Origin of the sequence: Streptomyces sp. HUAS TT11, from assembly GCF_051553595.1 — a bacterium.
Lineage (GTDB): Bacteria > Actinomycetota > Actinomycetes > Streptomycetales > Streptomycetaceae > Streptomyces.
In genome coordinates this window covers 4,238,094-4,260,095 of the sequence record NZ_CP196184.1, presented here as the reverse complement: position 1 = coordinate 4,260,095, position 22,002 = coordinate 4,238,094, and the positions used below count along the sequence as shown (strand labels likewise).

Sequence of the window (22,002 nt, the reverse complement as noted above, 5' to 3'; positions counted from 1 at the left end):
CGGCCTTAGCCGCCGCGTGCCCCAACGCGGTGCGGGTTCTCGGCGGAACGGGTGTGTACGGCCCTGCCGCCGTCGGGTCGGTGGCGATGCGGCCGTCCTCGCGGGGGACGGCTCGCGAGGGCGGCACGGGACCGGCGCGCAGCCCGGGGCGGTGCGCGCCGTGCCCGTGCGGTCAGGCGCCGCTCGCCGCGCCCATGCCGCGGTCCGTGAGCCCGTGGGCGCACGGGCGGGGAGCCCGAGCCGTGCGGCGCAGGAAGCGGGGGAGGGCGACATTCACGAAGCCCTCCGCCTGCATGGCCGCGAGGCCGATGCGCGGCAGGTCGCGGGAGGACGCGTACACCACGAAGCGCGGCTCCCAGCGGGGCTGGAACTTCGCGTTGAACTTGTACAGGGACTCGATCTGGAACCACCGGGAGAGGAAGACCAGCAGTCCCCGCCACGCCCGCAGCACCGGGCCCGCACCGATCTTCTCGCCGCGGGCCAGCGCCGAGCGGAACATCGCGAAGTTCAGGGAGACACGCCTGATGCCGAACTTCGGGGCGGCCTGGAGCGCGGCCACGATCAGCAGTTCGTTCATGCCCGGGTCCGCCGCGCGGTCGCGGCGCATCAGGTCCAGGGAGATCCCATCGGTGCCCCACGGGACGAAGTGGAGGACCGCCTTGAGATCGCCGTACGGTCCGGTCTCGTCGTCCGCCCGTCCGTCCGGGGCGCGGCCCGAGGCACTTCGCGACGCCCCGTCGATCCGGTGCGCCGTGGCGATCAGGCAGTCGCCGTCTGCGGGATCGCCGATGCGGCCGAGGGCCATGGAGAAGCCGCGCTCGGTGTCGGTGCCGCGCCAGTTCTCGGCGGCCCGCCGTATGCGCTCCAGTTCGCCCTCACCGAGGTCACGGATACGCCGCACCCGGGTCTCGTATCCCGCGCGCTCGATGCGCTTGACCATCTGGCGCACGTTGCGCATCGCGCGCCCGGAGAGGGAGAAATCCGCGACGTCCACCACCGCCTCGTCGCCCAGTTCGAGGGCGTCCAGGCCGGTCTCCCGGGTCCACACCTCGCCGCCCGTCTCCGAGCAGCCCATGACGGCCGGGGTCCAGGAATGCGCCCTGGCCTCGTCCATGAACCGTTCGATGGCGCCCGGCCAGGCCTCGACGTCGCCGATCGGGTCGCCGCTGGCCAGCATCACGCCCGACACGACGCGGTAGGTCACCGCCGCCTTGCCGCTCGGCGAGAAGACGACGGCCTTGTCGCGGCGGAGCGCGAAGTGGCCGAGCGAGTCGCGGTCGCCGTGCTTGTCCAGCAGGGCGCGCAGCCGTGCCTCGTCGTCGTCGGTCAGCCGGGCGGCCGGATGTTCGGGGCGAAGGGCCAGATAGATCGTCGTGACCGCGGTCAGCAGGCCGAGGGCACCGAGCGAGAAGCCCACCGTCCAGGAGGTGTTGCCGGTGTAGTCGACCGGACCCTCGAAGCCGAACATGCCGTACAGGACGTGCTCGATGCGGTCGGACACGCTCGGGTCGCCCACCAGGCGGTGCGGGTGGACGCTGACGATGATCAGGCCGAGGGAGAGCGAACCGGCGCCCATGAGCACGAAGTTGGCGAGCGCGCGCCAGCGGCTGCGGGGGTCGGGCAGGGCGGCGAACTCACTTCGGTGACGCAGCAGCGGCAGCAGCAGCGCCACCGAGATGACGACGCCGATGACCGAATGGCGGTAGACGTACTCCGCCACGGCGCCCGCGGGAAGCAGTATCACGGCGGCGCGCCAGGCCCGGCGCTTGCGCCGGCGCAGCCCGTGCGCGAGGAGCAGCAGCAGGACGCCGGCACTCAGCGACAGGGCCGCCGCGAACGGGCCGAGCGAGCCGGGCAGCACCTCGGCCATGCGGTGCATACGGCTGTGCCGGAAGCGCGGGAACACACCCGCGGCGATGTCCAGGAACCCCACGAGCATGCAGGCCCGGGCGATCAGCGCGGGGACGGCCTCCGGGCGAGGGCCGCGGAGTATGCGCCGTGCTCCGCGCGATCGCTCCGGAACCTGGCCCGACTTTTCCCCATCTATCCTGACAGACATCGCATCCCGTATGTGTGCGAGAGAACTGGAGTCCGGTGCCGATCCGGGCATCCGGCGACATTGCGCCCTCTAGGACGGTGTCGTGGGGAGAGAGGTTCACTCCCCATCACAAAGCCGGTTCAAAGCCGAAGGAAAGTCCGGGGCAAGCCCTCGCCAAGCACAGGGGGCGGTCAAGGGCCGGAAGGCGCAGGCGGGAAGGGCCCATGGGTCTCACGAGCAACAAAATGCTGGTACTGGTCGTCGTGCTCGCACTGGCGCTGTTCGTCGGTACGGTCTGGCACTGGCCCAGGCTGGCGCGGCCCGGTTGGCGTGCCGTCGGGGGACGGGTCGCTCTGCTGTTCGCCACCCAGCTCATGGTCTTCGCGTCGATCGGCCTGGCCGCCAACCAGGCCTTCGGGTTCTACGCCACCTGGACCGATCTGTTCGGCCGGGAGAACGGGCAGGGTGTGGTCGTCGACCACGGGACGGCGGGGGTGGGCGGTGGTCCGCTCCAGGTGCTCGGCACCCAGGAGGTGACCGTTCCCGGCGGCTCTCGTCCGGAGATCGGCGGCCAGATCCAGAAGGTCGAGATCGTCGGCCGGACGACCCGCATCGCCTCTCCCGCGTACGTGTATCTGCCGCCTGAGTACTTCCAGGCGCGGTACCGCACCCGGACGTTCCCCGCGGCCGTCGTGCTCACCGGCTACCCGGGCACGGCCGAGGCGCTCATCAAGGGGCTGCACTACCCGCAGACGGCGCACGAACTGGCCGGGGACGGCAGGATGCAGCCGATGATCCTGGTGATGCTGCGACCGACCGTGGCTCCGCCGCGCGACACGGAGTGCGTGGACGTCCCGGGCGGCCCGCAGACCGAGTCGTTCTTCGCGAAGGACCTCCCCGACGCGGTGACGGACCACTACCGGATAGGTGGGAGGCCGCGCAGTTGGGGCGTTATCGGCGATTCCACGGGCGGCTACTGCGCGCTGAAGCTGGCGATGCACCATCCTGACGTGTACGCCGCGGGCGCGGGCCTGTCGCCGTACTACCGGGCGCCGATCGACCCGACCACGGGCGACCTCTTCCGCGGGAACAAGGACCTGCGCGACCGTGCCGACCTGGGGTGGTGCCTCAAACGGCTGGCCGCGCCCGACACTTCGCTGCTCGTCACCAGCAGCAAGGCCGGCGAGAAGGACTACCGGTCCACGCTCGCGTTCATACGGCAGGTGCAGACCAGGAAGCCGACCCGGATCTCGTCGATCCTGCTCGACAGCGGTGGCCACAACTTCAACACCTGGCGGCGGGAGATCCCGTCGGCACTGCAGTGGCTGAGCGGACGGCTCGGTGATCGCTGAGCGGGTGAATGCGCGGGGCGCCGACCGGAATTCGGGGCCATGCGCAGGAGGCCGGCTCCGCCGTACGTGCTCGTCCTTGTGCGTTGTCGCCGAGCGGCCGTGGCATTCGCCGGGCGGTGAGCCGTCACATCCCTTTCCGGGGAGGGGAACCGGGCTCGAAGATCGCAAAAGCGGTCCGCCGAGAAATGATCTTGTACCGCCGTGGCGGCTGATTCGGCGGAAGGCCCCGGCGCACCGTACGGGGGCGGGGGGCCCGCTCCGATACCCGGGCGACCTGGGTGTATCGGGGCCCGAAGCGGGTGCCGGATTCGGGGCGCCCGGACGCGGGAGGGCGGCTCATCGCTTTTTCCGGCGCCGGCAGGCGGGGTGAAGGTATCGGTGTGGCTGTGTTTTTACCGGGCGGGGCACCATCATTCGCCTACGCGCGGTAAGTTTCTGGCCATGCCACGTGGACGTCACCGCCATTCCCCGCCCTTGCACAGGCTGCTGCCCCCCTCGGTGATCGCCGGCGTCGCGGTCGTGTGCGCCGCGGGCCCCTGGTTGTTCACGGAGCCGTTGGTGCTCCGTGGGCTGGCCGCGGGCGCTGCGGCGACGATGGTCGTGGGCGCCGTCGTCATGCGCCGCTGGGATGTGGCCGCGGGTAAACACGTCGCCGACCTCACGCGCGCGCGGGCGAGCGACGAGTGGCACCACGAGGAACGGGTCGCCGAACTGGAGACCGACCTGGAGGAGTCGCGCGAACTGCGCACCAAACTGGAGCAGCGCCTCCGGGCCAAGCGCACGGAACTGGCCAATCTTCGCAACGAGCACGCCGCCCTGCTGCGCCGGTACGCCACGGCGGAGACGGAGCGTGCGACCGCCCTGGAAGGGCGCCGTCTGCTGGCGATCGAGTCGACGGTGCCCGCACCGGAGCTGCCGGCGGGCGACTCGGAGGCGTCCGGTGGGCAGGAGGCGCCCGACGACGCCGACCGGAGCGAGCCCGCCGGTGCGGATGCCAGGGACCACGAGGACGTCACCGCCCCGGCCGAGGACGGGACGGCCCAGGACGGGACGGCGGAGGACTCCGGTGCGGAGCCCTCGGCCGCGGGGGTGTTCTCGCCCGACGGGTCCTCGCTCTTCATGCGGGCCGGCTCGGCGCTGGCGCGGCTGACGAAGGACGACGACATGGCGCCGGCGGACGCGGCCGCGTCCTCGTCGCCGGAGCCCGCCGAGGAGGCGGAGAAGGACGCCGCCGAGGCGGACGGCGACGCCGTGCAGGCGACCGCCGCCGAGGACGGTGAGGCGGCCTCCACCGAGGACGGTGAGGCGGCCGAGGCGGGCGCCGCCGCGGACGGGGGCGACACCGGCAGCACGCCCGGGACCGCCCGGAAGACGTCGGCCGGCACGGAGACCTCCCCCGAGAAGGGCGGCCCCGGCAACGGCGGCGGCCGGAAGCGGACCCCTGCCGAGCCCGTGGCGCCCGAGGCCGCGGCCAAGGAGGCGGGCTCCGCCGGACAGGGCGGGAGCGAGGGGACGTCCTCGGCGGGCACGGTGCCCGAGCAGGCCGCCGCCCCGACCGCCCAGCAGCCCCAGCCGTCCGCCAAGAAGCCCGCGCACAGCACCGGGCACTTCACGGTGCCCACCGCCGTGGCCGTGGTGCCGCCGACCCCGCGGCGCCGCGCGACCGTCGAGGGCGGTTTCGACTTCTTCGGTACGCAGAAGTCGCGGGCGACCCTGGACGCGGTGCAGAACGAGGACCTCGCGGACGTCGTCGGCCAGGAGGCGCTCGCGATGCACAAGGCGGAGTCGGAGTCCGGGTTCAAGCCCGCGGACCCGCAGGCACGCGCCGTCGGCCAGGTCATCGACCTGACCGCGCACGACGAGACGGAGCAGATCGACGTCCAGGGGCTGCGCACCGCGGCGTCCTGAGGCAGATCGTCCCGTGCGAAGGGCGGCGGCACACGATGTGCCGCCGCCCTTCGCCGTCCCCGCCTTCGTCTAGGAGGCCATCCACCGGTCCGGCCCGGCGTCACGGCGCCCCGTGCGCGACCGGTCCGCCTGGGCGTACAACAGCGCCTGCGCCTCCTCGACGTCCCGCAGGCGCGCCGTCACCGTCTTGTTGGCACCGGTGTCGACATGGATGTCGGCGACCCTCAGAAGCCGCTCCCAGGGCCCCCGCGTGAGCCGTACGCTCTGCACCTTCGCATGGGGGACCAGGGACAGACTGCGGCGCAGCAGGCCGCGCCGGGCGGCGAAGACCGTGTCCGTGACGGCCAGTCCCTGGCCGCGCCACCAGAACGGGACGCACCAGCCCGCGCGGCGCGGCGGCCGGGACAGCGACGACGGCACGGTCACCCCGGGCAGCACCCGGGCGATCACCGCCTCGGCTGCCTCGCGCGGGGCGACCGGTACGAGCACGGAGTTGGAGGAGCCGGCCACGTCCAGCCTGACGTGCACCCAGCCGCGCCGCCGCCACAGCAGCGGTTCCACGATGCGTACGGCCTGCACCCGGCCCGGCGGCACGGTCTCGTGGGCGCGGTCGAGCAGACCGTGGTCGATGCGGAGCCCGTCCGGCGACTCGCCCACCGTCCAGTCGTAGGAGCCGGCGAACCGGCCCGCGCTCCGCGTGGCGGCGCCGGCGAGCGGTACCCCGACGGCGAAGACCGTCCACAGGCTGTGGGTGACGAACCACAGCACCGTCGGCACGACGAGCGCGGCCACCAGCGGGCCCCATGTCGCACCGGTGAGCAGCAGGGAGACCGCCAGCATGCGCGGCGGCACGTGCAGCAGCGTGCGGGCCGGTGCCTCGCCCACCTCGTGCGCCGTCTCGGGGGCGAAACCGGCCGCACGGGCGAGGAGTTCGGCCCGCAGCCGCCGGGCCTCGGCCTCGCCGAGATAGGCGAGTTCGTCCTTCTTGGCGGTGCCTATGACGTCCAGTTTCAGCTTGGCGACGCCGGCGATGCGGGCGAGCAGCGGCCGGGTGACGTCGACGGCCTGCAGCCGGTCCAGACGTATGTGTGCCGTGCGGCGGAACAACAGGCCCGTGCGGATGCGCAGTTCGGTCTCGGTCACCGCGAAGTGTGTGAACCACCAGGTCAGAAAGCCGTACAGGGCGGCGGCCAGGACGAGTGCGGCGAGACCTGCGAGGAGTGTGGCCGCGGTCAGCTTCGTCAGCTGCTCCTGTGCCTGGCCCGGATCGTGCACGGCCCAGCCGACGACCACGGTGACCGGCGCCCAGGCGCGCCGCAGCGGGGTCACGGGGTGCAGCCGCCGCTCGGTCGCCTCCTGCGGGCGGGGTATGGCGGGCTCTGCCGCGGGCGTGCTCACAGCCCCGCCGACCGGGCCTCGCCGAGCACGGTCAGCCGGTCCCGCAGGCGTTCCGCCTCGGCCGGTTCCAGGCCCGGAATGGTGGCGTCCGTCGCCGCCGCGGCCGTGTGCAGCTGCACGCTCGCCAGCCCGAAATGCCGCTCCACGGGTCCGGAGGTGACCTCGACGAGCTGCATGCGCCCGTACGGCACCACCGTCTCCTCCCGCCACAGCACGCCCCGGCTGATCAGCAGGTCGTCGGCCCGTTCGGCGTAGCGCCAGGACCGCCAGTTGCGGCCCAGCATGACCCAGCCCGACAGCAGCAGCGCCAGCGGCAGCAGCGCGAGGAGCGCCCAGACCGGCCCGGCGAACATCCCCAGGAGCAGTCCCACGGCCGCGGTCAGCAGTCCCAGCCACACCACCAGCAGCAGCCGCCGCATCCGCAGCAGTCCCGGCGGCAGCCCGGTCCAGGCGGGCTCGGCGGCCGTCCCCACACTCCCCATCTCCATGCCGCAAGCGTACGTACGAGAGACTGTGTCCATGACTCCTACGACGGAGACCATGGTCGGGATCGGCGGCGCCGCGGAGAGCACCGACATGGTGCTCAACATCGGGCCCCAGCATCCCTCCACGCACGGTGTGCTGCGGTTGCGGCTCGTGCTGGACGGAGAGCGGATCATTCATGCGGAGCCGGTCATCGGCTATATGCACCGCGGTGCGGAGAAGCTGTTCGAAGCGCGCGACTACCGCCAGATCGTCATGCTCGCCAACCGCCACGACTGGCTGTCCGCCTTCTCGAACGAGCTGGGCGTGGTGCTCGCCGTGGAGCGGATGCTCGGCATGGAGGTCCCCGAGCGCGCGGTGTGGATGCGCACACTCCTCGCGGAGCTCAACCGGGTCCTGAACCATCTGATGTTCCTCGGCTCGTACCCGCTGGAACTGGGCGGGATCACCCCGATCTTCTACGCCTTCTCCGAGCGCGAGGAACTCCAGCACGTCATGGAGGAGATCTCCGGCGGGCGCATGCACTACATGTTCAACCGGGTGGGCGGCCTGAAGGAGGATCTGCCCGCGGGCTGGACGGAACGCGCCCGTACCGTCGTCGCCGATGTGCGCTCGCGCATGGACCGGTTCGACGACCTCGTGCTCGGCAACGAGATCTTCCGGGGCCGCACGCGCGGGGTCGGCGTCCTCGCACCGCGGGCCGTGCACGCGTACGGGGTGAGCGGGCCGATCGCGCGCGCCTCCGGTGTGGACTTCGACCTGCGCCGTGACGAGCCGTACCTGGCCTACCCGGAGCTTCAGGGCACACTGAAGGTGGTCACCCGCCAGGAGGGTGACTGCCTGGCCCGCTTCGAGTGCCTTCTGGAGCAGACGCACAACGCGCTCGACCTGGCCGACGCCTGTCTGGACCGGCTGGCCGAGCTGCCGCCGGGTCCGATCAACCAGCGGCTGCCCAAGGTGCTCAAGGCTCCCGAGGGCCACACCTACGCCTGGACCGAGAACCCGCTCGGCATCAACGGCTACTACCTGGTCAGCAAGGGCGACAAGACGCCGTACCGGCTGAAGCTGCGCTCCGCGTCGTACAACAACATCCAGGTGCTCACCGAGCTGCTGCCGGGGACGCTGGTCGCCGACATGGTGGCCATCCTGGGGTCAATGTTCTTCGTGGTCGGGGACATCGACAAGTAGCCCCCCGAGAGAGGCGCCCGGGAGCCCGACGGGCTGGAGCAGCCAGCCGAAGTCGCCGAGGCCCCCGGACGCGGTGAGCTCGGCGGCCGCCCCGGCCTGGGCGAGGGCGTGCACATAGGCCGTCGGATGCGTCGAGGCGAGCGTGAGCGGGGGGCGTGCGCCGGAGATCCCGAGAGCGTGCAGGGCCGCCCGCTGGGTCAGCAGCCGAGCCCCGGGCAGGGCGCACGCGTCCAGTGCCACATGTGCGGTGATGTCGCAGGACCCGTCGGGCACGGGGGCGGTCTCCCGGCCCCCGCGGAAGCCGGTGAGCGTCCCGAAGGGCGGCCGGGCGTCCTCGCGGTGCGCGTAGTCGACGGCGACGGCGAGCCCACGGTCCACCGTGGCGACCGCGGCGGACCAGGCGGTGTCCCGGGGGAGGCCGATCTCGGCGCGGCACCCCTCGGCGGACAGCGGCCACCAGCGCTCCAGCCAGTCGGCCTGCGCGCCCTGCACGGGCTCCCCGAGGCGCTCGGTGCCGTCCTCCCGTACGAGGACCAGCCGGGCCGCCCCGTCGGGTCCCGCCTCCACGACCTCGAGCGGCACATTGTCGAGCCACTCGTTGGCGAACAGCAGCCCGGTGATCCGCTGCGGGGGCTCGTCGAGCCACTCGATCCCGGGACCGAGGCCGTCGGGGCGGCCGGTGACGTCCACGGCGCACGCGCGCGTGCGGGCGGCCACCTCCGGGGGCAGCGCGTCGAGGACGCCGGTGACCAGCTCGCCCCGGCCGGCCGCCATGTCCACGAACGTCAGCACGGCGGGACGGCCCAGGGCCTCGTCGACCCGGCACAGCAGCCGGGCCACGGCGCCGGCGAAGAGCGGTGAGGCGTGCACGGAGGTACGGAAGTGCCCCGCCGGTCCCTCGGGCCGCCGGTAGAACCCGTCAGCCCCGTACAGCGCCTCCTCGGCAGCCGCCCGCCATCCACGCCACTCGCCGTCGCCCTCGTGTGCCACCGGGCCAGGCTAGGCCGGGTGCGGGCGGGGCGCGGACACCGGTGGGGCCGTAGCCGCCCGGCGCGCGCGGCCCGCGCCCCGGGCGCGCGCACCTCCGGCCGTCCGGTATCCGCGCATCTCCAGCCGTCCGGGATCACGGAGCATCCACCTTGCGGAGTACACGTGTCCGCCCGGGATCGACCCTCCGGTTGACCCATGCACGCAGTGCGCTTCCCTACGCTGGGTCACGTGCAGCGCCTCTATGACTTCCTCCGCAGGCACCCGACGTGGGTCGACGGCTTCTGGGCCGTCGTCCTGTTCGGGCTCTCCTGCGTGAGCGTGACGAACCTCGACGGGGCGCCGAACTACCACGGATCGCTCCCCGTCGCGCTCGCGGTGTCCGCCGTGCTCTGCACGGTCGTCGCGCTGCGCCGCCGTATGCCCGAGAAGATGCTTCTCGTGGCCGCGGCGATGGGGCTGGCGCAGCTGGTCCTCGACCAGCAGGCGATCATCGCCGACTTCGCCATGCTGGTGATCATCTACACGGTCGCCGCGGACGGCGCCGCCTGGGCCTCACGCGCCGGCCTGGTCGCCGGCCTGGTGGCCGGGACCATGGCCCAGGTGCGCTGGCCGGAGGAGCGCACGAGCGTCCTGGGCAATATCGCGATAGCCGTCTTCAAGACCGTGCCCTTCGCCCTCGCCTGGGTGCTCGGGGACTCGCTGCGCACCCGCCGCGCGTACCTCGCCCAGCTGGAGGAACGCGCCGCCCGGCTGGAGAAGGAGCGCGAGGCGCAGTCCAAGGTCGCGGTCGCGGCGGAGCGCGCCCGTATCGCCCGCGAGCTGCACGACGTGGTCGCCCACAACGTCTCGGTGATGGTGGTGCAGGCGGACGGCGCGGCGTACGTCCTCGACACGGCCCCCGACCAGGCGAAGAAGGCGCTGGAGACGATCTCGGGGACGGGCCGGCAGGCCCTCGCCGAGATGCGCCGCCTGCTCGGCGTGCTGCGCACCGGCGAGCACAAGGAGGCCGGGGAGTACGTTCCCCAACCCGACGTCGAGCAGATCGACGAGCTCGTCGAGCAGTGCCGCAGCGCGGGCCTGCCCGTGGACTTCAAGGTGGAGGGCACCCCGCGTCCGCTGCCCAGCGGCGTGGAGCTCACGGCGTACCGCATCGTCCAGGAGGCGCTCACCAACACGCGCAAGCACGGGGGGCCCAACGCGGGCGCCAGTGTGCGCCTGGTCTATTTCGACGACGGCCTCGGGCTGCTCGTCGAGGACGACGGCAAGGGCGCCCCGCACGAGCTGTACGAGGAGGGCGGCGCCGACGGGCAGGGCCACGGCCTGATCGGCATGCGCGAGCGGGTGGGCATGGTCGGCGGGACCCTGGACGCGGGCCCCCGCCCCGGGGGAGGCTTCCGCATCAGCGTCCTGCTGCCGCTCAAACCGGCCCATTGACACGTGCACCCGCGACCGCCCGCCCACGACCCGACCCGCTGAAGTCCGACCGGAGGACCCCCATGCCGATCCGCGTGATGCTCGTCGACGACCAGGTGCTGCTGCGCACCGGGTTCCGGATGGTGCTGGCCGCCCAGCCGGACATGGAGGTCGTCGCGGAGGCGGGCGACGGTGTCGAGGCCCTTCAGGTGCTGCGCGCCACCGAGGTGGACGTGGTTCTGATGGATGTGCGCATGCCGAAACTGGACGGGGTGGAGACCACCCGCCGCATCTGCTCGGAGTCCAACCCCCCGAAGGTGCTGATCCTGACCACCTTCGACCTCGACGAGTACGCGTTCTCCGGGCTGAAGGCGGGCGCCTCCGGGTTCATGCTCAAGGACGTGCCGCCGGGTGAACTGCTCGCCGCCATCCGCGCGGTGCACAGCGGGGACGCCGTGGTCGCTCCGTCCACCACACGCCGACTTCTCGACCGGTTCGCGCCGATGCTGCCGGGCGGCACCACCGAGCCGCGGCACAAGGAGCTGGAACGGCTCACCGACCGCGAACGCGAGGTCATGGTGCTGGTCGCGCAGGGCCTGTCGAACGGGGAGATCGCGGCCCGGCTCGTGCTGTCGGAGGCGACCGTGAAGACCCATGTCGGGCGCATCCTGACGAAACTGGGGCTCAGGGACCGGGTGCAGGTGGTCGTCCTCGCGTACGAGACCGGTCTCGTACGGGCGGGCGGACACGGTTGAGCCACCGTGTGGTCGCCGGGGCACCGGCGACCACTAGGGTCGGCGCATGCTCCTGTGGATCAACGGCCCCTTCGGGGGCGGCAAGACACAGACCGCACACGAGATACGCAGGCGTCTGCCCGGCAGCGTCATCTGCGATCCGGAGGACGCCGGATTCGGACTGCGCCGCATGCTGCCGCCCGAACTGCGCGGGAACTTCCAGGACCTGGCGTCCTGGCGGCAGGGCGTGGTCGAGGTGCTCGACCTGGCGCTGACCGAGCACGAGGGTGCGGTCATCGTCCCCATGACGGTCACGGACCCGGACTACTTCGCGGAGACGATCGGGCGACTGCGCGAACTGGGCCACGACGTACGGCACTTCGCACTGCTCGCACAGCGCGAGACCGTGCTGGAACGGCTCCGGGAGCGCGGCTTCGGGCACGTCCTGCAGTACGTCGCCGGCAAGGGATCCACGCTGCGCGGGGAGAGCTGGGCCGTCCAGCAGCTGGACCACTGCCTGGAGCGGCTGCGTGAACCGGAGTTCGCCGAGCACCTGTGGACGGACCACTCCACGGTGCCGAAGACGGCGGACCGGATCGCCGTGCTGGCCGGGCTCACGCTCAGGCCCAACAACGACGGGGCCCTGCGCACCCGGCTGCGGCAGGCGAAGGTCGGGCTCCGGCACATCCGCTTCGACTGAGTGTCCCGTCGCGCGGCGGCTATCGCAGAAGTCCCTCCAGGAAGTCACTCCCCAGCCGGGCCACCGCGGACACGTCCAGCTGGTGCAGGACGTACCGGCCGCGGCGGCGGGTGGTGAGCAGGCCCGCCTTCTTCAGGGCGCTGAGGTGCCGGGATATCTCGGGTGCCGTCATGCCGTGGATCTGGGCCAGCTCGCCCGTCGTGAAGGCGCTGCGGGCCAGACTGCGGCACATGCGCATCCGCATCGGGTGGGACAGGGCCGCCAGCCGCAGGGTCAGCTGCTCCACCGACGGCGGGGCGGCTGGCTCCGGGTGGCTGACCGGGTAGTGCAGCACGGGCTGCCAGCCATAGCGGTGCAGCACCATCAGATGCGGCCGGCCCAGGCTGGTCGGGACGAGCAGCAGGCCGCCGTCCATCGTGGCGCTGCGGCCGCTGCCGAGCTTGTCGACGACGATCCGGGCCCCGGCCTCGTCGAGGGTCACCGCGGAGGACACCGAGGTCAGTGCCTCGGCCAGGCCCTTGCGGCGCAGCAGGTCCGTCTTGTGGCGGGCGTCCGCCGCGAGCTGGTGCCGCAGCCGGGACCAGGTGTCGGCGAAGAAGGCCGCGTCGCAGTCCTCCAGGAACTGCCGGAGCCAGGCCCGGGTCCGCGGCGGGTCGGCCAGCAGCCGCTCGGTGAAGCGCAGCTGCTGCGGTCCGCGGGCGGCGGCCAGTTCCAGGGCGCGGCGGCGGGCTTCCGCGTCGGCGAGCGCGGCGGGACCGGGCACGCTGTACGGCAGTGCGCAGGTGAACTCGAGCGCCGCGTCCACGAACTGCTCGTCGCTGAGCTTGTCCAGCAGGTCCAGGTCCTCGGCGAGGCCGGCACCGGGGAGCGTGCACCGACCGGGTAGGCCCGCGTACGGCAGGAAGAGGTCCGAGTACGTGGTGCGCCACAGGAAGTCGGCTTCGGACATCCGGTCGGCGAGATGCGAGTCGAGGCCGGCGGTCACCGTGGTCGCCCAGCCCTGGAGCCCGGGATGGTGACCGGGCTCGGACAGCGCGTGGAGGGCCATCCCGAGCTCGGCCAGGGGTGAGGCCACCACGGCGATCTGCTCCGGCCGCAGCCCGGTGATGTCGATGTCCACGCTCATGACCTCATGGTGCACCGTGTCACCGACATCGCGGCCCTCGCTTGACGGTGCTCGTCAATCGTCGCGACGCCGCGCCCCGACGGCAGTCGACCTGATGCCCCCGGGGCGGCCGCGGAGCCTACGGATCCCTGTCGTCACCCCCGAAGAGGCGATCCGCCAATGAGCGTCACCCGGCAATATCTGCTCGACACCAGCCGTCGCTGCGCAGCGCGGCGAGCCCGCCCCGCCCCCGCCCGGTGCCCACGACCGGTGGCCCGTGCGCGAACTGCACGACCGGCGCCGGTTCCGCGCCGTCCTCGCGGGCCGTCCCGCGCGAGGACGGCTGCGGGCGGCCCTGACCGGGTGGCGGCAAGGCCGCCGTGCACATCCGTACCGCCCGGGGCCCGAACCGCGCCGGGACGTGCGGTGCCCCGGTCGTCCCGTCCGCGCTTGCGTCACCGGCGCCTCGGCGCCCGGCTCCCGGCCGTCGGCAGCCGCTCCACGAAGTCGCTCACCGCCGCCCTCACGTCGTCCGCCGTCCAGGCCAGACCCTCGGCCCGTACGGAGACCTCCGTGAAGGCGAGGCCCGGGCCGCCGCGGTGCCAGGCGCCCGCGAACAGGAGCCTGCCGGTCTCCTCGCCCTGCCGTGCGGCGGCCTCCGCAAGGGCGTCCGGGTCGCCGGGCAGCCAGACCTGGAACTCATGGGTGTGCGGCTCCTCGGGGAACACCCGGGCCCACGGCAGCCCGGCCGCGGCGAACCCCTCGCGCAGCGCCGCGGCGACCACGCGCGCGTGCCGCACGTACTCCGGCAGGCGGGGCAGCTGACGCTCCAGGCCGGCGAGGGCCGACAGCACCGTGGGGAACTGCTGGAAGACAAGGCCTCCGTAGCGGTGCCGCCAGGTCTTCGCCTCCTCCACGAACGTCCTGGGGCCTGCCACCGCCGCGCCGCCGAACCCGTCGAGGGACTTGTAGAACGACACATAGACGCTGTCCGCGAGCTCCGCGATCTCGTCGAGCGGGCGGCCGAAGTGGACTTCGGTCTCCCACAGGCGCGCGCCGTCGAAGTGCACCACCGCGTCCCGCTCGCGCGCGGCCCGGACGACCTCGGTCAGCTCTGCGAAGGTCGGCAGCACAAAACCCGCGTCCCTGAGGGGGAGCTCCAGCATCAGAGCGCCGAACGGCTCCTCGAAGTCGCGGACCTCGTCGGCGGTCGGCTGCCGGGGCTCGCTCGTCACCTGGACCGGGCGCAAGGCGCTGACCTCGCTGAGCGCCTTCCGCTCGTGCACTTCGGGGTGGGCGAGCGCGTGCAGGGCCACGGTGGGGTTGCCGGTGCGTCCCGCCCAGCAGCGCAGGGCCACCTGCTGGGCCATCGTGCCCGTCGGGAAGAAGGCGGCGGCCTCCTTGCCTAGCAGCCCGGCGACCTTCGTCTCCAGTGCCTCGACGACTCCGGAGCCGTAGATGTCCGCGGTCTCGTCCAGGTCGTACAGGTCCTGCACGCCGTCCAGCAGCGCCAGCCGTTCGCGGAGCGTCCCCAGGCCGCCCGGACGTGCCAGCACGTGGTCCGCGCTCCTCAGCGCGGCGGCCCGGCGCGCGCGCAGGCGCCCCGGCTCGTCGGCGGCCGGCGTCGACCGCTCCTCCCGTCCGTCGGGAGCGGGGGCCGGCCCCGGTCCGTCCTGCCCCTGCCCTGCCGCCGGAACCCGGCTCCCGTCCGTCGTCTGCGTCATGTCCCCGTCCGCCCTCGTCACCTCGTCCTCACGCCGGGATCATGCCGTGCGCCGGCGCCGCCGGTCACCCCCGATTTCCTCGACGCGCACGACCTGCGAAAACCCACAGGCTGTGGACGGCCCGAACGGCCCGGGAGCCAATCGCGTTAACATGACGAGAAATCGTCCGGTACCCGGAGCGGACTGGAACGGGAAGGCCACCGTCGAGTGAGTACATTCCAACAGCCGGACCCGAGGGACCGCCCCGCGCGGCTCACCGTGGGCGTGGTCGGCGCCGGCCGTGTCGGGCCCGCCCTCGCCGCGTCGCTGCAGCTCGCCGGGCACCGCCCGGTCGCCGTCTCCGGTGTCTCCGACACCTCCCGCAGGCGGGCCGCGGCGATGCTTCCGGACGTGCCGGTGGTCCCGCCCGCGGACGTCCTGGAGCGTGCCGACCTGGTCCTGCTGACCGTGCCGGACGACGCGCTGCCCCGGCTCGTGGAGGGGCTGGCCGAGACCGGAGCCGTACGGCCCGGCCACCTGCTCGTGCACACCTCCGGACGGTACGGCGCCAAGGTGCTCGACCCCGCCCTGCGGGCCGGGGCGCTGCCGCTCGCCCTCCATCCCGCGATGACCTTCACCGGCACCCCGGTGGACGTCCAGCGCCTGGCCGGGTGCTCCTTCGGGGTCACGGCGCCCGAGGAGCTGCGGCTGGCCGCCGAGGCGCTCGTGATCGAGATGGGCGGCGAGCCGGAGTGGATCGCCGAGGACATGCGGCCCCTCTATCACGCGGCCCTGGCCCTCGGCGCCAACCACCTGGTCACGCTGGTCGCCCAGTCCATGGAGCTGCTGCGCTCGGCGGGCGTCGAAGCCCCCGACCGCATGCTCGGCCCGCTGCTCGGCGCCGCCCTCGACAACGCCCTGCGCTCCGGCGACGCGGCCCTGACCGGCCCGGTCGCGCGCGGCGACGCGGGCACGGTCGCCGCGCACGTCGCCGAGTTGCGCAAGCACTCCCCGGGCACCGTCGCCGGCTATCTGGCGATGGCCCGTGCGACCGCCGACCGGGCCCTGGGCCACGGCCTGCTCAAGCCCGAGCTGGCGGAGGACCTGCTCGGGGTACTCGCCGACGGGACCGAGGGGAGCGCCCGATGACCACCCTGCTGCACACCGCCGACGAACTGCACGCGCGCGTGCGGCACGGCCGTCGTACCGTCGTGATGACCATGGGCGCACTGCACGAGGGCCATGCCACCCTGATCCGCGACGCCCGGTCGATCGCCGGGGACGAGGGCGAGGTCGTCGTCACCGTCTTCGTCAATCCGCTGCAGTTCGGCGCGGGGGAGGACCTCGACCGCTACCCCCGCACCCTGGACGCCGATCTGAAGATCGCCGAGCAGGCCGGCGCGGACGTGGTGTTCGCCCCCTCCGTGGACGAGGTCTACCCCGGTGGCGAGCCCCGGATACGGATCTCGGCGGGGCCCATGGGGGAGCGGCTCGAAGGTGCTTCCCGCCCCGGCCACTTCGACGGCATGCTCACCGTCGTCGCCAAGCTTCTGCATCTCACCCGTCCCGACGTGGCCCTGTACGGGCAGAAGGACGCCCAGCAGCTCGCCCTGATCCGCCGGATGGTGCGCGACCTGAACTTCGGCGTGGAGATCGTCGGGGTGCCCACCGTGCGCGAGGACGACGGCCTGGCGCTGTCCAGCCGCAACCGCTACCTGGCGCCCGACGAGCGGTACACCGCCCTCACCCTCTCCCGCGCCCTGTTCGCGGGCCGGGACCGGCACGCCGCGCAGGAGGCGCTGCGCGCGCGTGCCCGCGAGGTGCCCTCCACGCACGCGCGCGCCGAGGCGCTGAGCGCACTGGGCGAGTCGCGTGCCGCCGCCGACGCGCACGCGGTCGCGAAGGCCGTGCCCGGTGGTCCCTCCGCGGTGCGTGCCGCCGCCCGGCTCGTCCTCGACGAGGCGGCCCATCTGGACCCGCCGCTGGTCCTGGACTACCTGGCCCTGGTCGATCCCTCGGACTTCACCGAGATCTCCGACGACTTCACCGGCGAGGCGGTCCTCGCCGTCGCCGCCCGGGTCGGGACGACCCGGCTGATCGACAACCTCCCTCTCTCCTTCGGAGCACCCGAGCCCGTCGACCCCTACGGAGCCGCCTCGTGACGAGTACAGGCATACGACTGCACGCACCCGAACCGGGCTGGTCCATCCCCGCGGACGTCGTGGTCGTCGGTTCCGGGGTCGCCGGCCTCACCGCGGCCCTGCGCTGCGAGGCGGCGGGACTGAGGACGGTCGTGGTCACCAAGGCCCGCCTGGACGACGGCTCCACCCGCTGGGCGCAGGGCGGCATCGCGGCGGCCCTGGGGGAGGGCGACACCCCCGAACAGCACCTGGAGGACACGCTGGTGGCGGGGGCGGGCCTGTGCGACGAGGAGGCGGTGCGCATCCTGGTCACCGAGGGCCCGGACGCGGTGCGCCGGCTCATCTCCACCGGCGCCCACTTCGACACCGACGGCGAGGGCGGCATCGAGCTCGCCCGCGAGGGCGGCCACCACCGCCGCCGTATCGCGCACGCCGGCGGTGACGCGACCGGCGCCGAGATCTCCCGGGCGCTGGTCGAGGCCGTACGCGCGCGCGGGCTGCGCACGATCGAGAACGCGCTGGTGCTCGATCTGCTGACGGACGCCGAGGGCCGCACCGCGGGTGTGACCCTGCACGTCATGGGCGAGGGCCAGCACGACGGCGTCGGCGCCGTCCTCGCCCCCGCCGTGATCCTCGCGACCGGTGGGATGGGTCAGGTCTTCTCCGCGACCACCAACCCCTCGGTGTCGACGGGCGACGGCGTGGCGCTCGCTCTGCGGGCCGGGGCCGAGGTCAGCGACCTCGAATTCGTGCAGTTCCACCCGACGGTGCTCTTCCTCGGCCCGGACGCGGAGGGCCAGCAGCCGCTGGTCTCCGAGGCGGTGCGCGGGGAGGGCGCCCATCTCGTGGACGCGGACGGCGTGCGCTTCATGGTCGGGCAGCACGAGCTGGCCGAGCTGGCGCCCAGGGACATCGTCGCCAAGGGCATCACGCGCCGTATGCAGGAGCAGGGCGCGGAGCACATGTTCCTCGACGCCCGGCACTTCGGCGCCGAGATGTGGGAGCACCGTTTCCCGACGATCCTCGCCGCCTGCCGCGCCCACGGCATCGACCCCGTCACCGCTCCCGTCCCGGTCGCTCCGGCCGCCCACTACGCCTCCGGCGGCGTGCGCACCGACTCCCGGGGCAGGACGACCGTGCCGGGCCTGTACGCGTGCGGCGAGGTCGCCTGCACGGGCGTCCACGGCGCGAACCGGCTCGCCTCCAACTCCCTTCTGGAGGGCCTCGTCTACGCCGAGCGCATCGCGGCGGACATCGCGCGCGGCCGGACGGAGGGCGGGCTGCACGCGCGCGTGCCCGAACCGGTCCCGCACCCGGAGAAGCCCGCGCATCCGCTGCTCGCCCCGGAGGACCGCTTCGCCATTCAGCGGATCATGACGGACGGCGCCGGAGTACTCAGGTCCGCGCGCTCGCTCCAGGAGGCGAGCGACCGTCTCCAGCGGCTGCACAGCGACGCGCGCGACGCCCTCGAGGAGAACGGCAAGACCTCCGAGCCGGGCGTCGACACCTGGGAGGCCACCAACCTCCTGTGCGTCGCCCGGGTCCTGGTCGCCGGGGCGCTGCTGCGTGCGGAGACCCGCGGCTGCCACTGGCGCGAGGACCACGCCGACCGTGACGACACCGACTGGCACCGGCACATCGTCGTGACGCTGAACCCGGACCGGACGCTGGCCGTACGCACCACCGACACCGCAGACTTCCCCCCGACCCTCCCCCAAGCCCTCGGCCCGGTCCGGGCAGCGGGCACCGCCATGCGTTCCCAGGAGCAGTGACAGAAGTGAGCACCCCCGACCTTCCCCTCGTCCCGAGCGGCGGCTGCGGCGACGGCTGTGCCTGCGGCGCGGACGGCGACGAGGAGTACCTGGAGTGCGGGCTGGACCCCGCGCTCGCCCAGATCCTGGCCGACGCCGGGCTCGACCCGCTGGAGGTCGAGGACATCGCCAACGTCGCCATCCAGGAGGACCTGGCGCACGGCGTGGACGTGACCACGGTCGCGACGATCCCCGAGGACGCGATCGCCACGGGCGACTTCACCGCGCGCGAGGCGGGCGTCGCGGCAGGCCTGAGAGTGGCCGAGGCGGTCATCTCGGTGGTCTGCTCCGAGGAGTTCGAGGTCGAGCGCCATGTGGACGACGGAGAGCGGGTGGAGGCCGGTCAGAAGCTGCTGACGGTCACCGCACTCACCCGCGATCTGCTCACCGCCGAGCGCAGCGCGCTGAACCTCCTGTGCCGGCTGTCCGGCATCGCGACGGCGACGCGCGCGTGGGCGGACGCCCTGGAGGGCACCGGGACGCGCGTACGGGACACCCGCAAGACGACGCCGGGTCTGCGGGCCCTGGAGAAGTTCGCGGTCCGCTGCGGCGGCGGCGTCAACCACCGCATGTCGCTGTCGGACGCGGCGCTGGTGAAGGACAACCACGTCGTGGCCGCCGGCGGAGTGGCGCAGGCATTCCAGGCGGTCCGCGAGATGTTCCCGGACGTGGCCATCGAGGTCGAGGTCGACACCCTGCACCAGCTGCGCGAGGTCGTCGACGCGGGCGCCGACCTGATCCTGCTGGACAACTTCACCCCGGGCGAGTGCGAGGAGGCGGTGGCCATCGTCGACGGCCGGGCCCTCCTCGAGGCATCGGGACGGCTCACCCTGCAGAACGCCAGGGCGTACGCGGACACGGGCGTCGACTTCCTGGCGGTGGGGGCGCTGACCCACTCGTCCCCGATCCTGGACATCGGCCTGGACCTGAGAGCGGCGGAGTAGGCGCCATGCTGCTGACCATCGACGTAGGCAACACGCACACGGTTCTGGGTCTGTTCGACGGCGAGGACATCGTCGAACACTGGCGCATCTCCACGGACGCGCGCCGCACGGCGGACGAGCTGGCGGTGCTCCTCCAGGGGCTCATGGGCATGCACCCCCTCCTCGGTGAGGAACTGGGCGACGGCATCGACGGCATCGCGATCTGCTCCACGGTCCCGTCCGTGCTGCACGAGCTGCGCGAGGTCACCCGCCGCTACTACGGCGACGTCCCCGCGGTCCTGGTGGAACCCGGCATCAAGACGGGCGTCCCGATCCTGATGGACAACCCGAAGGAGGTCGGGGCCGACCGCATCATCAACGCGGTGGCGGCGGTCGAGCTCTACGGAGGTCCGGCGATCGTCGTGGACTTCGGCACGGCGACGACGTTCGACGCGGTGTCCGCGCGCGGCGAGTACACCGGTGGTGTGATCGCCCCCGGTATCGAGATCTCCGTGGAGGCCCTGGGCGTCCGGGGCGCCCAGCTCCGCAAGATCGAACTGGCCCGGCCGCGCGCGGTGATCGGCAAGAACACGGTCGAGGCCATGCAGGCGGGCATCGTGTACGGCTTCGCGGGACAGGTCGACGGCGTGGTGAGCCGGATGGCCCGGGAGCTGGCGGACGATCCGGACGACGTCACGGTCATCGCGACGGGCGGCCTGGCCCCGATGGTGCTGGGCGAGGCCGCGGCGATCGACGAACACGAGCCCTGGCTGACGCTGATCGGCCTGCGGCTGGTGTACGAACGCAACGTGTCACGCATGTAGGGCGGCCCGTCACGGGGGTGGGGCGCTCGCGCCCCTGCACGGACGCGGAGCGGTGCCGTGCGCGGTTCCGCCGCGTGGCCGCGCCGCGTCCGCCCCCGACCGTGTGCACTCCTTACCGCGGTGAAGGGCGGTACCCGCCCCCACCTGAGGGAATGGAGAGCGACACGGCACCCCTTTAGGTCGATTTTGTCCGATTAGCGGTAGCGTCGCCGCATGCCCACGCCATACGGATCCCGTGGCGGCCTGGCGTTCGGCGCGGAGGAGCTGCGTGTGCTCCGCCGTGCCCTCGCCCTCGCCCTCCACCCCCGCACCGCTTCCGCCGAGGACGTCAAGGACTGCCTCCGCCTCGCCGATTCCGTCGACGAGGCGGTGCGGGAGGGTGCCCGACTGAGGGCCTTCCTGCTGGCGGACCTCGTGCGCTACCGGGCCGCCCTTCCCGGTGCCTCCACCGGCTATCTGGCCCTGCTGGAGGATGCCCTGCGTGCGGGCTACCGCCCGGTTCCGGACGATCTCGCCGCCCTGCGCGCACTGCGTGGCACCCCCGCCGCCGCGGCCCTCCTCGACCGCTGCCGGACCCTCGCCGACCGTGACGTGCGTGCCCACCTCGTCCCGCCCCGGGCGGCCATTCCCGCCTCTCGGGCCCGCCTCACGGCCCTCCCGGGCGGCCGTGCGAGCGCCGACGAACCGGCCGAGAAGCCGGCCCGCAAGCCCGCGGAGAAGCCCGCTGAACGGCCCGAGAAGCCCGCCCCGCGTCCCGACCCGCAGTCGCCGCGCCCCACGCGCCCCATCCCGACCCCCGGTGAGGTCTTCCCGCCCAAGCGCAAGCCGGGGCCCCCGCACGCGGAGCGGGAGCTCGCCGTCGGCTAGCGCGCGCCGAGGGTGCCGTACCTGCCCCGATCCGTGCGACACCGACCCGACCGGGATACATGGGACGGGCCCTGGCTACTCTGGACGCATGGACTACGTCTCCGCGCTCGTGCCCCCGGTCGTCATGGCCGTCTTCTTCGTCGGGCTCATCAGGGTGATCGTGAAGACCCAGGGCGGCGCCAACAAGGCCAAGGAGGACGCGGCCGTCGACGCGGCGCTCGCCCGCGCGGAGGGCGTCAGCAAGGGCACCCGCGACGCCGAGGTCTGACCCGCCCCGGGGCCCGCCCGAGCGGCACCCGCGCACCACGGGTCCTCTTCTGTCGTCCGGCGTACGACTCGTACGGTTTCGAGTCGTACGCCGTTTTTGTAGGTCTTCGTCGCTCAAGGGCTTGTTCGGCGGGCCATGGGGGACATCTCCCACTAT

The 22,002-nt window shown here is 73.0% G+C and carries 19 protein-coding genes; 13 read left to right on the top strand and 6 right to left on the bottom strand.

All coding sequences use genetic code 11. The annotated features are described in order from the left end of the window. Positions 1-172: 172 nt before the first annotated feature. Positions 173-2,059, bottom strand: a complete 1,887-nt coding sequence (locus ACSHXN_RS19055) for a phosphatidylglycerol lysyltransferase domain-containing protein (RefSeq protein ID WP_355795197.1) — start codon at positions 2,057-2,059, stop codon at positions 173-175. A gap of 203 nt (positions 2,060-2,262) precedes the next feature. Here ACSHXN_RS19055 and ACSHXN_RS19050 point away from each other — a divergent pair, with 203 nt between their 5' ends. Together ACSHXN_RS19050 and ACSHXN_RS19045 are read left to right on the top strand one after the other, a co-directional pair. Continuing rightward, a complete protein-coding gene (locus tag ACSHXN_RS19050; protein WP_438303402.1) occupies positions 2,263-3,390 on the top strand; it encodes an alpha/beta hydrolase in 1,128 nt (375 codons plus the stop codon). Positions 3,391-3,831: 441 nt separating this feature from the next. Beyond that, the gene (locus ACSHXN_RS19045; RefSeq protein WP_438303401.1) at positions 3,832-5,298 is read left to right on the top strand and encodes a hypothetical protein; all 1,467 of its coding nucleotides are present in this window, start codon (positions 3,832-3,834) and stop codon (positions 5,296-5,298) included. 69 nt (positions 5,299-5,367) lie between these two features. Here ACSHXN_RS19045 and ACSHXN_RS19040 read toward each other — a convergent pair whose 3' ends face one another. After that, positions 5,368-6,696: a PH domain-containing protein gene (locus tag ACSHXN_RS19040; RefSeq protein ID WP_355795203.1), complete on the bottom strand. Its 1,329-nt coding sequence runs from the start codon at positions 6,694-6,696 to the stop codon at positions 5,368-5,370. After that, on the bottom strand, positions 6,693-7,184 hold the full coding sequence (locus tag ACSHXN_RS19035; protein ID WP_355131088.1) for a PH domain-containing protein: 492 nt from the start codon (positions 7,182-7,184) through the stop codon (positions 6,693-6,695). The genes ACSHXN_RS19040 and ACSHXN_RS19035 overlap by 4 nt, the downstream gene beginning before the upstream one ends. A gap of 31 nt (positions 7,185-7,215) precedes the next feature. Between ACSHXN_RS19035 and ACSHXN_RS19030 the strand changes: the two genes are divergently transcribed. Beyond that, a complete protein-coding gene (locus tag ACSHXN_RS19030; protein WP_355131086.1) occupies positions 7,216-8,367 on the top strand; it encodes an NADH-quinone oxidoreductase subunit D in 1,152 nt (383 codons plus the stop codon). Here the strand turns inward: ACSHXN_RS19030 and ACSHXN_RS19025 are convergent. Further along, positions 8,332-9,357, bottom strand: a complete 1,026-nt coding sequence (locus tag ACSHXN_RS19025; protein ID WP_438303399.1) for an SAM-dependent methyltransferase — start codon at positions 9,355-9,357, stop codon at positions 8,332-8,334. The two genes, ACSHXN_RS19030 and ACSHXN_RS19025, sit on opposite strands and share 36 nt — an antisense overlap. Before the next feature lie 228 nt (positions 9,358-9,585). Between ACSHXN_RS19025 and ACSHXN_RS19020 the strand changes: the two genes are divergently transcribed. The 3 genes from ACSHXN_RS19020 (at position 9,586) to ACSHXN_RS19010 (ending at position 12,204) form a co-directional block, all read left to right on the top strand. Then, entirely contained in the window at positions 9,586-10,791 is a 1,206-nt protein-coding gene (locus tag ACSHXN_RS19020) for a sensor histidine kinase (RefSeq protein ID WP_355131082.1), read from the top strand. Between the two features lie 62 nt (positions 10,792-10,853). Further along, complete coding sequence (locus tag ACSHXN_RS19015) at positions 10,854-11,525, top strand: response regulator transcription factor (RefSeq protein ID WP_355131080.1); 672 nt, start codon at positions 10,854-10,856, stop codon at positions 11,523-11,525. Between the two features lie 46 nt (positions 11,526-11,571). After that, positions 11,572-12,204, top strand: a complete 633-nt coding sequence (locus ACSHXN_RS19010; protein WP_355131078.1) for an AAA family ATPase — start codon at positions 11,572-11,574, stop codon at positions 12,202-12,204. A gap of 19 nt (positions 12,205-12,223) precedes the next feature. Here the strand turns inward: ACSHXN_RS19010 and ACSHXN_RS19005 are convergent, their stop codons facing one another. After that, entirely contained in the window at positions 12,224-13,330 is a 1,107-nt protein-coding gene (locus ACSHXN_RS19005; protein ID WP_355131076.1) for a DUF5937 family protein, read from the bottom strand. 434 nt (positions 13,331-13,764) lie between these two features. Continuing rightward, positions 13,765-15,033, bottom strand: coding sequence for a threonine aldolase family protein (locus ACSHXN_RS19000; RefSeq protein WP_383354105.1), 1,269 nt, complete (start codon positions 15,031-15,033; stop codon positions 13,765-13,767). A 207-nt stretch (positions 15,034-15,240) separates the two neighbouring features. Here ACSHXN_RS19000 and ACSHXN_RS18995 point away from each other — a divergent pair, with 207 nt between their 5' ends. The 7 genes from ACSHXN_RS18995 to ACSHXN_RS18965 all read left to right on the top strand — a co-directional run bounded on the left by ACSHXN_RS18995 (position 15,241) and on the right by ACSHXN_RS18965 (position 21,846). After that, on the top strand, positions 15,241-16,161 hold the full coding sequence (locus ACSHXN_RS18995) for a Rossmann-like and DUF2520 domain-containing protein (protein ID WP_355131073.1): 921 nt from the start codon (positions 15,241-15,243) through the stop codon (positions 16,159-16,161). Further along, positions 16,158-17,174, top strand: coding sequence for a pantoate--beta-alanine ligase (panC, locus tag ACSHXN_RS18990; protein ID WP_356296193.1), 1,017 nt, complete (start codon positions 16,158-16,160; stop codon positions 17,172-17,174). Before ACSHXN_RS18995 ends, panC begins: the two co-directional genes overlap by 4 nt. Further along, on the top strand, positions 17,171-18,925 hold the full coding sequence (locus tag ACSHXN_RS18985; protein ID WP_355131069.1) for an L-aspartate oxidase: 1,755 nt from the start codon (positions 17,171-17,173) through the stop codon (positions 18,923-18,925). Before panC ends, ACSHXN_RS18985 begins: the two co-directional genes overlap by 4 nt. 5 nt (positions 18,926-18,930) lie before the next feature. Further along, on the top strand, positions 18,931-19,908 hold the full coding sequence (gene nadC / locus ACSHXN_RS18980) for a carboxylating nicotinate-nucleotide diphosphorylase (RefSeq protein ID WP_355131067.1): 978 nt from the start codon (positions 18,931-18,933) through the stop codon (positions 19,906-19,908). Positions 19,909-19,913: 5 nt separating this feature from the next. Next, a complete protein-coding gene (locus ACSHXN_RS18975; protein ID WP_059133668.1) occupies positions 19,914-20,711 on the top strand; it encodes a type III pantothenate kinase in 798 nt (265 codons plus the stop codon). A 213-nt stretch (positions 20,712-20,924) separates the two neighbouring features. Further along, positions 20,925-21,578 carry a hypothetical protein gene (locus ACSHXN_RS18970; RefSeq protein WP_356296190.1) on the top strand — a complete coding sequence of 218 codons (654 nt, stop codon included), beginning with the start codon at positions 20,925-20,927 and terminating at the stop codon, positions 21,576-21,578. Between the two features lie 88 nt (positions 21,579-21,666). Further along, the gene (locus tag ACSHXN_RS18965) at positions 21,667-21,846 is read left to right on the top strand and encodes a hypothetical protein (protein WP_355131063.1); all 180 of its coding nucleotides are present in this window, start codon (positions 21,667-21,669) and stop codon (positions 21,844-21,846) included. The last annotated feature ends 156 nt before the right edge of the window (positions 21,847-22,002 follow it).

Bases quoted from the DNA above. Each gene is read 5' to 3' on its own strand.
- ACSHXN_RS18975 (WP_059133668.1), top strand. From the start codon at position 19,914: ATGCTGCTGACCATCGACGTAGGCAACACGCACACGGTTCTGGGTCTG.
- ACSHXN_RS19030 (WP_355131086.1), top strand. From the start codon at position 7,216: ATGACTCCTACGACGGAGACCATGGTCGGGATCGGCGGCGCCGCGGAG.
- ACSHXN_RS19005 (WP_355131076.1), bottom strand. From the start codon at position 13,330: ATGAGCGTGGACATCGACATCACCGGGCTGCGGCCGGAGCAGATCGCC.
- ACSHXN_RS19000 (WP_383354105.1), bottom strand. From the start codon at position 15,033: ATGACGCAGACGACGGACGGGAGCCGGGTTCCGGCGGCAGGGCAGGGG.
- ACSHXN_RS19045 (WP_438303401.1), top strand. From the start codon at position 3,832: ATGCCACGTGGACGTCACCGCCATTCCCCGCCCTTGCACAGGCTGCTG.
- ACSHXN_RS18970 (WP_356296190.1), top strand. From the start codon at position 20,925: ATGCCCACGCCATACGGATCCCGTGGCGGCCTGGCGTTCGGCGCGGAG.
- ACSHXN_RS19035 (WP_355131088.1), bottom strand. From the start codon at position 7,184: ATGGAGATGGGGAGTGTGGGGACGGCCGCCGAGCCCGCCTGGACCGGG.
- ACSHXN_RS19015 (WP_355131080.1), top strand. From the start codon at position 10,854: ATGCCGATCCGCGTGATGCTCGTCGACGACCAGGTGCTGCTGCGCACC.
- ACSHXN_RS19050 (WP_438303402.1), top strand. From the start codon at position 2,263: ATGGGTCTCACGAGCAACAAAATGCTGGTACTGGTCGTCGTGCTCGCA.
- ACSHXN_RS19055 (WP_355795197.1), bottom strand. From the start codon at position 2,059: ATGTCTGTCAGGATAGATGGGGAAAAGTCGGGCCAGGTTCCGGAGCGA.
- ACSHXN_RS18965 (WP_355131063.1), top strand. From the start codon at position 21,667: ATGGACTACGTCTCCGCGCTCGTGCCCCCGGTCGTCATGGCCGTCTTC.
- ACSHXN_RS19010 (WP_355131078.1), top strand. From the start codon at position 11,572: ATGCTCCTGTGGATCAACGGCCCCTTCGGGGGCGGCAAGACACAGACC.
- panC (WP_356296193.1), top strand. From the start codon at position 16,158: ATGACCACCCTGCTGCACACCGCCGACGAACTGCACGCGCGCGTGCGG.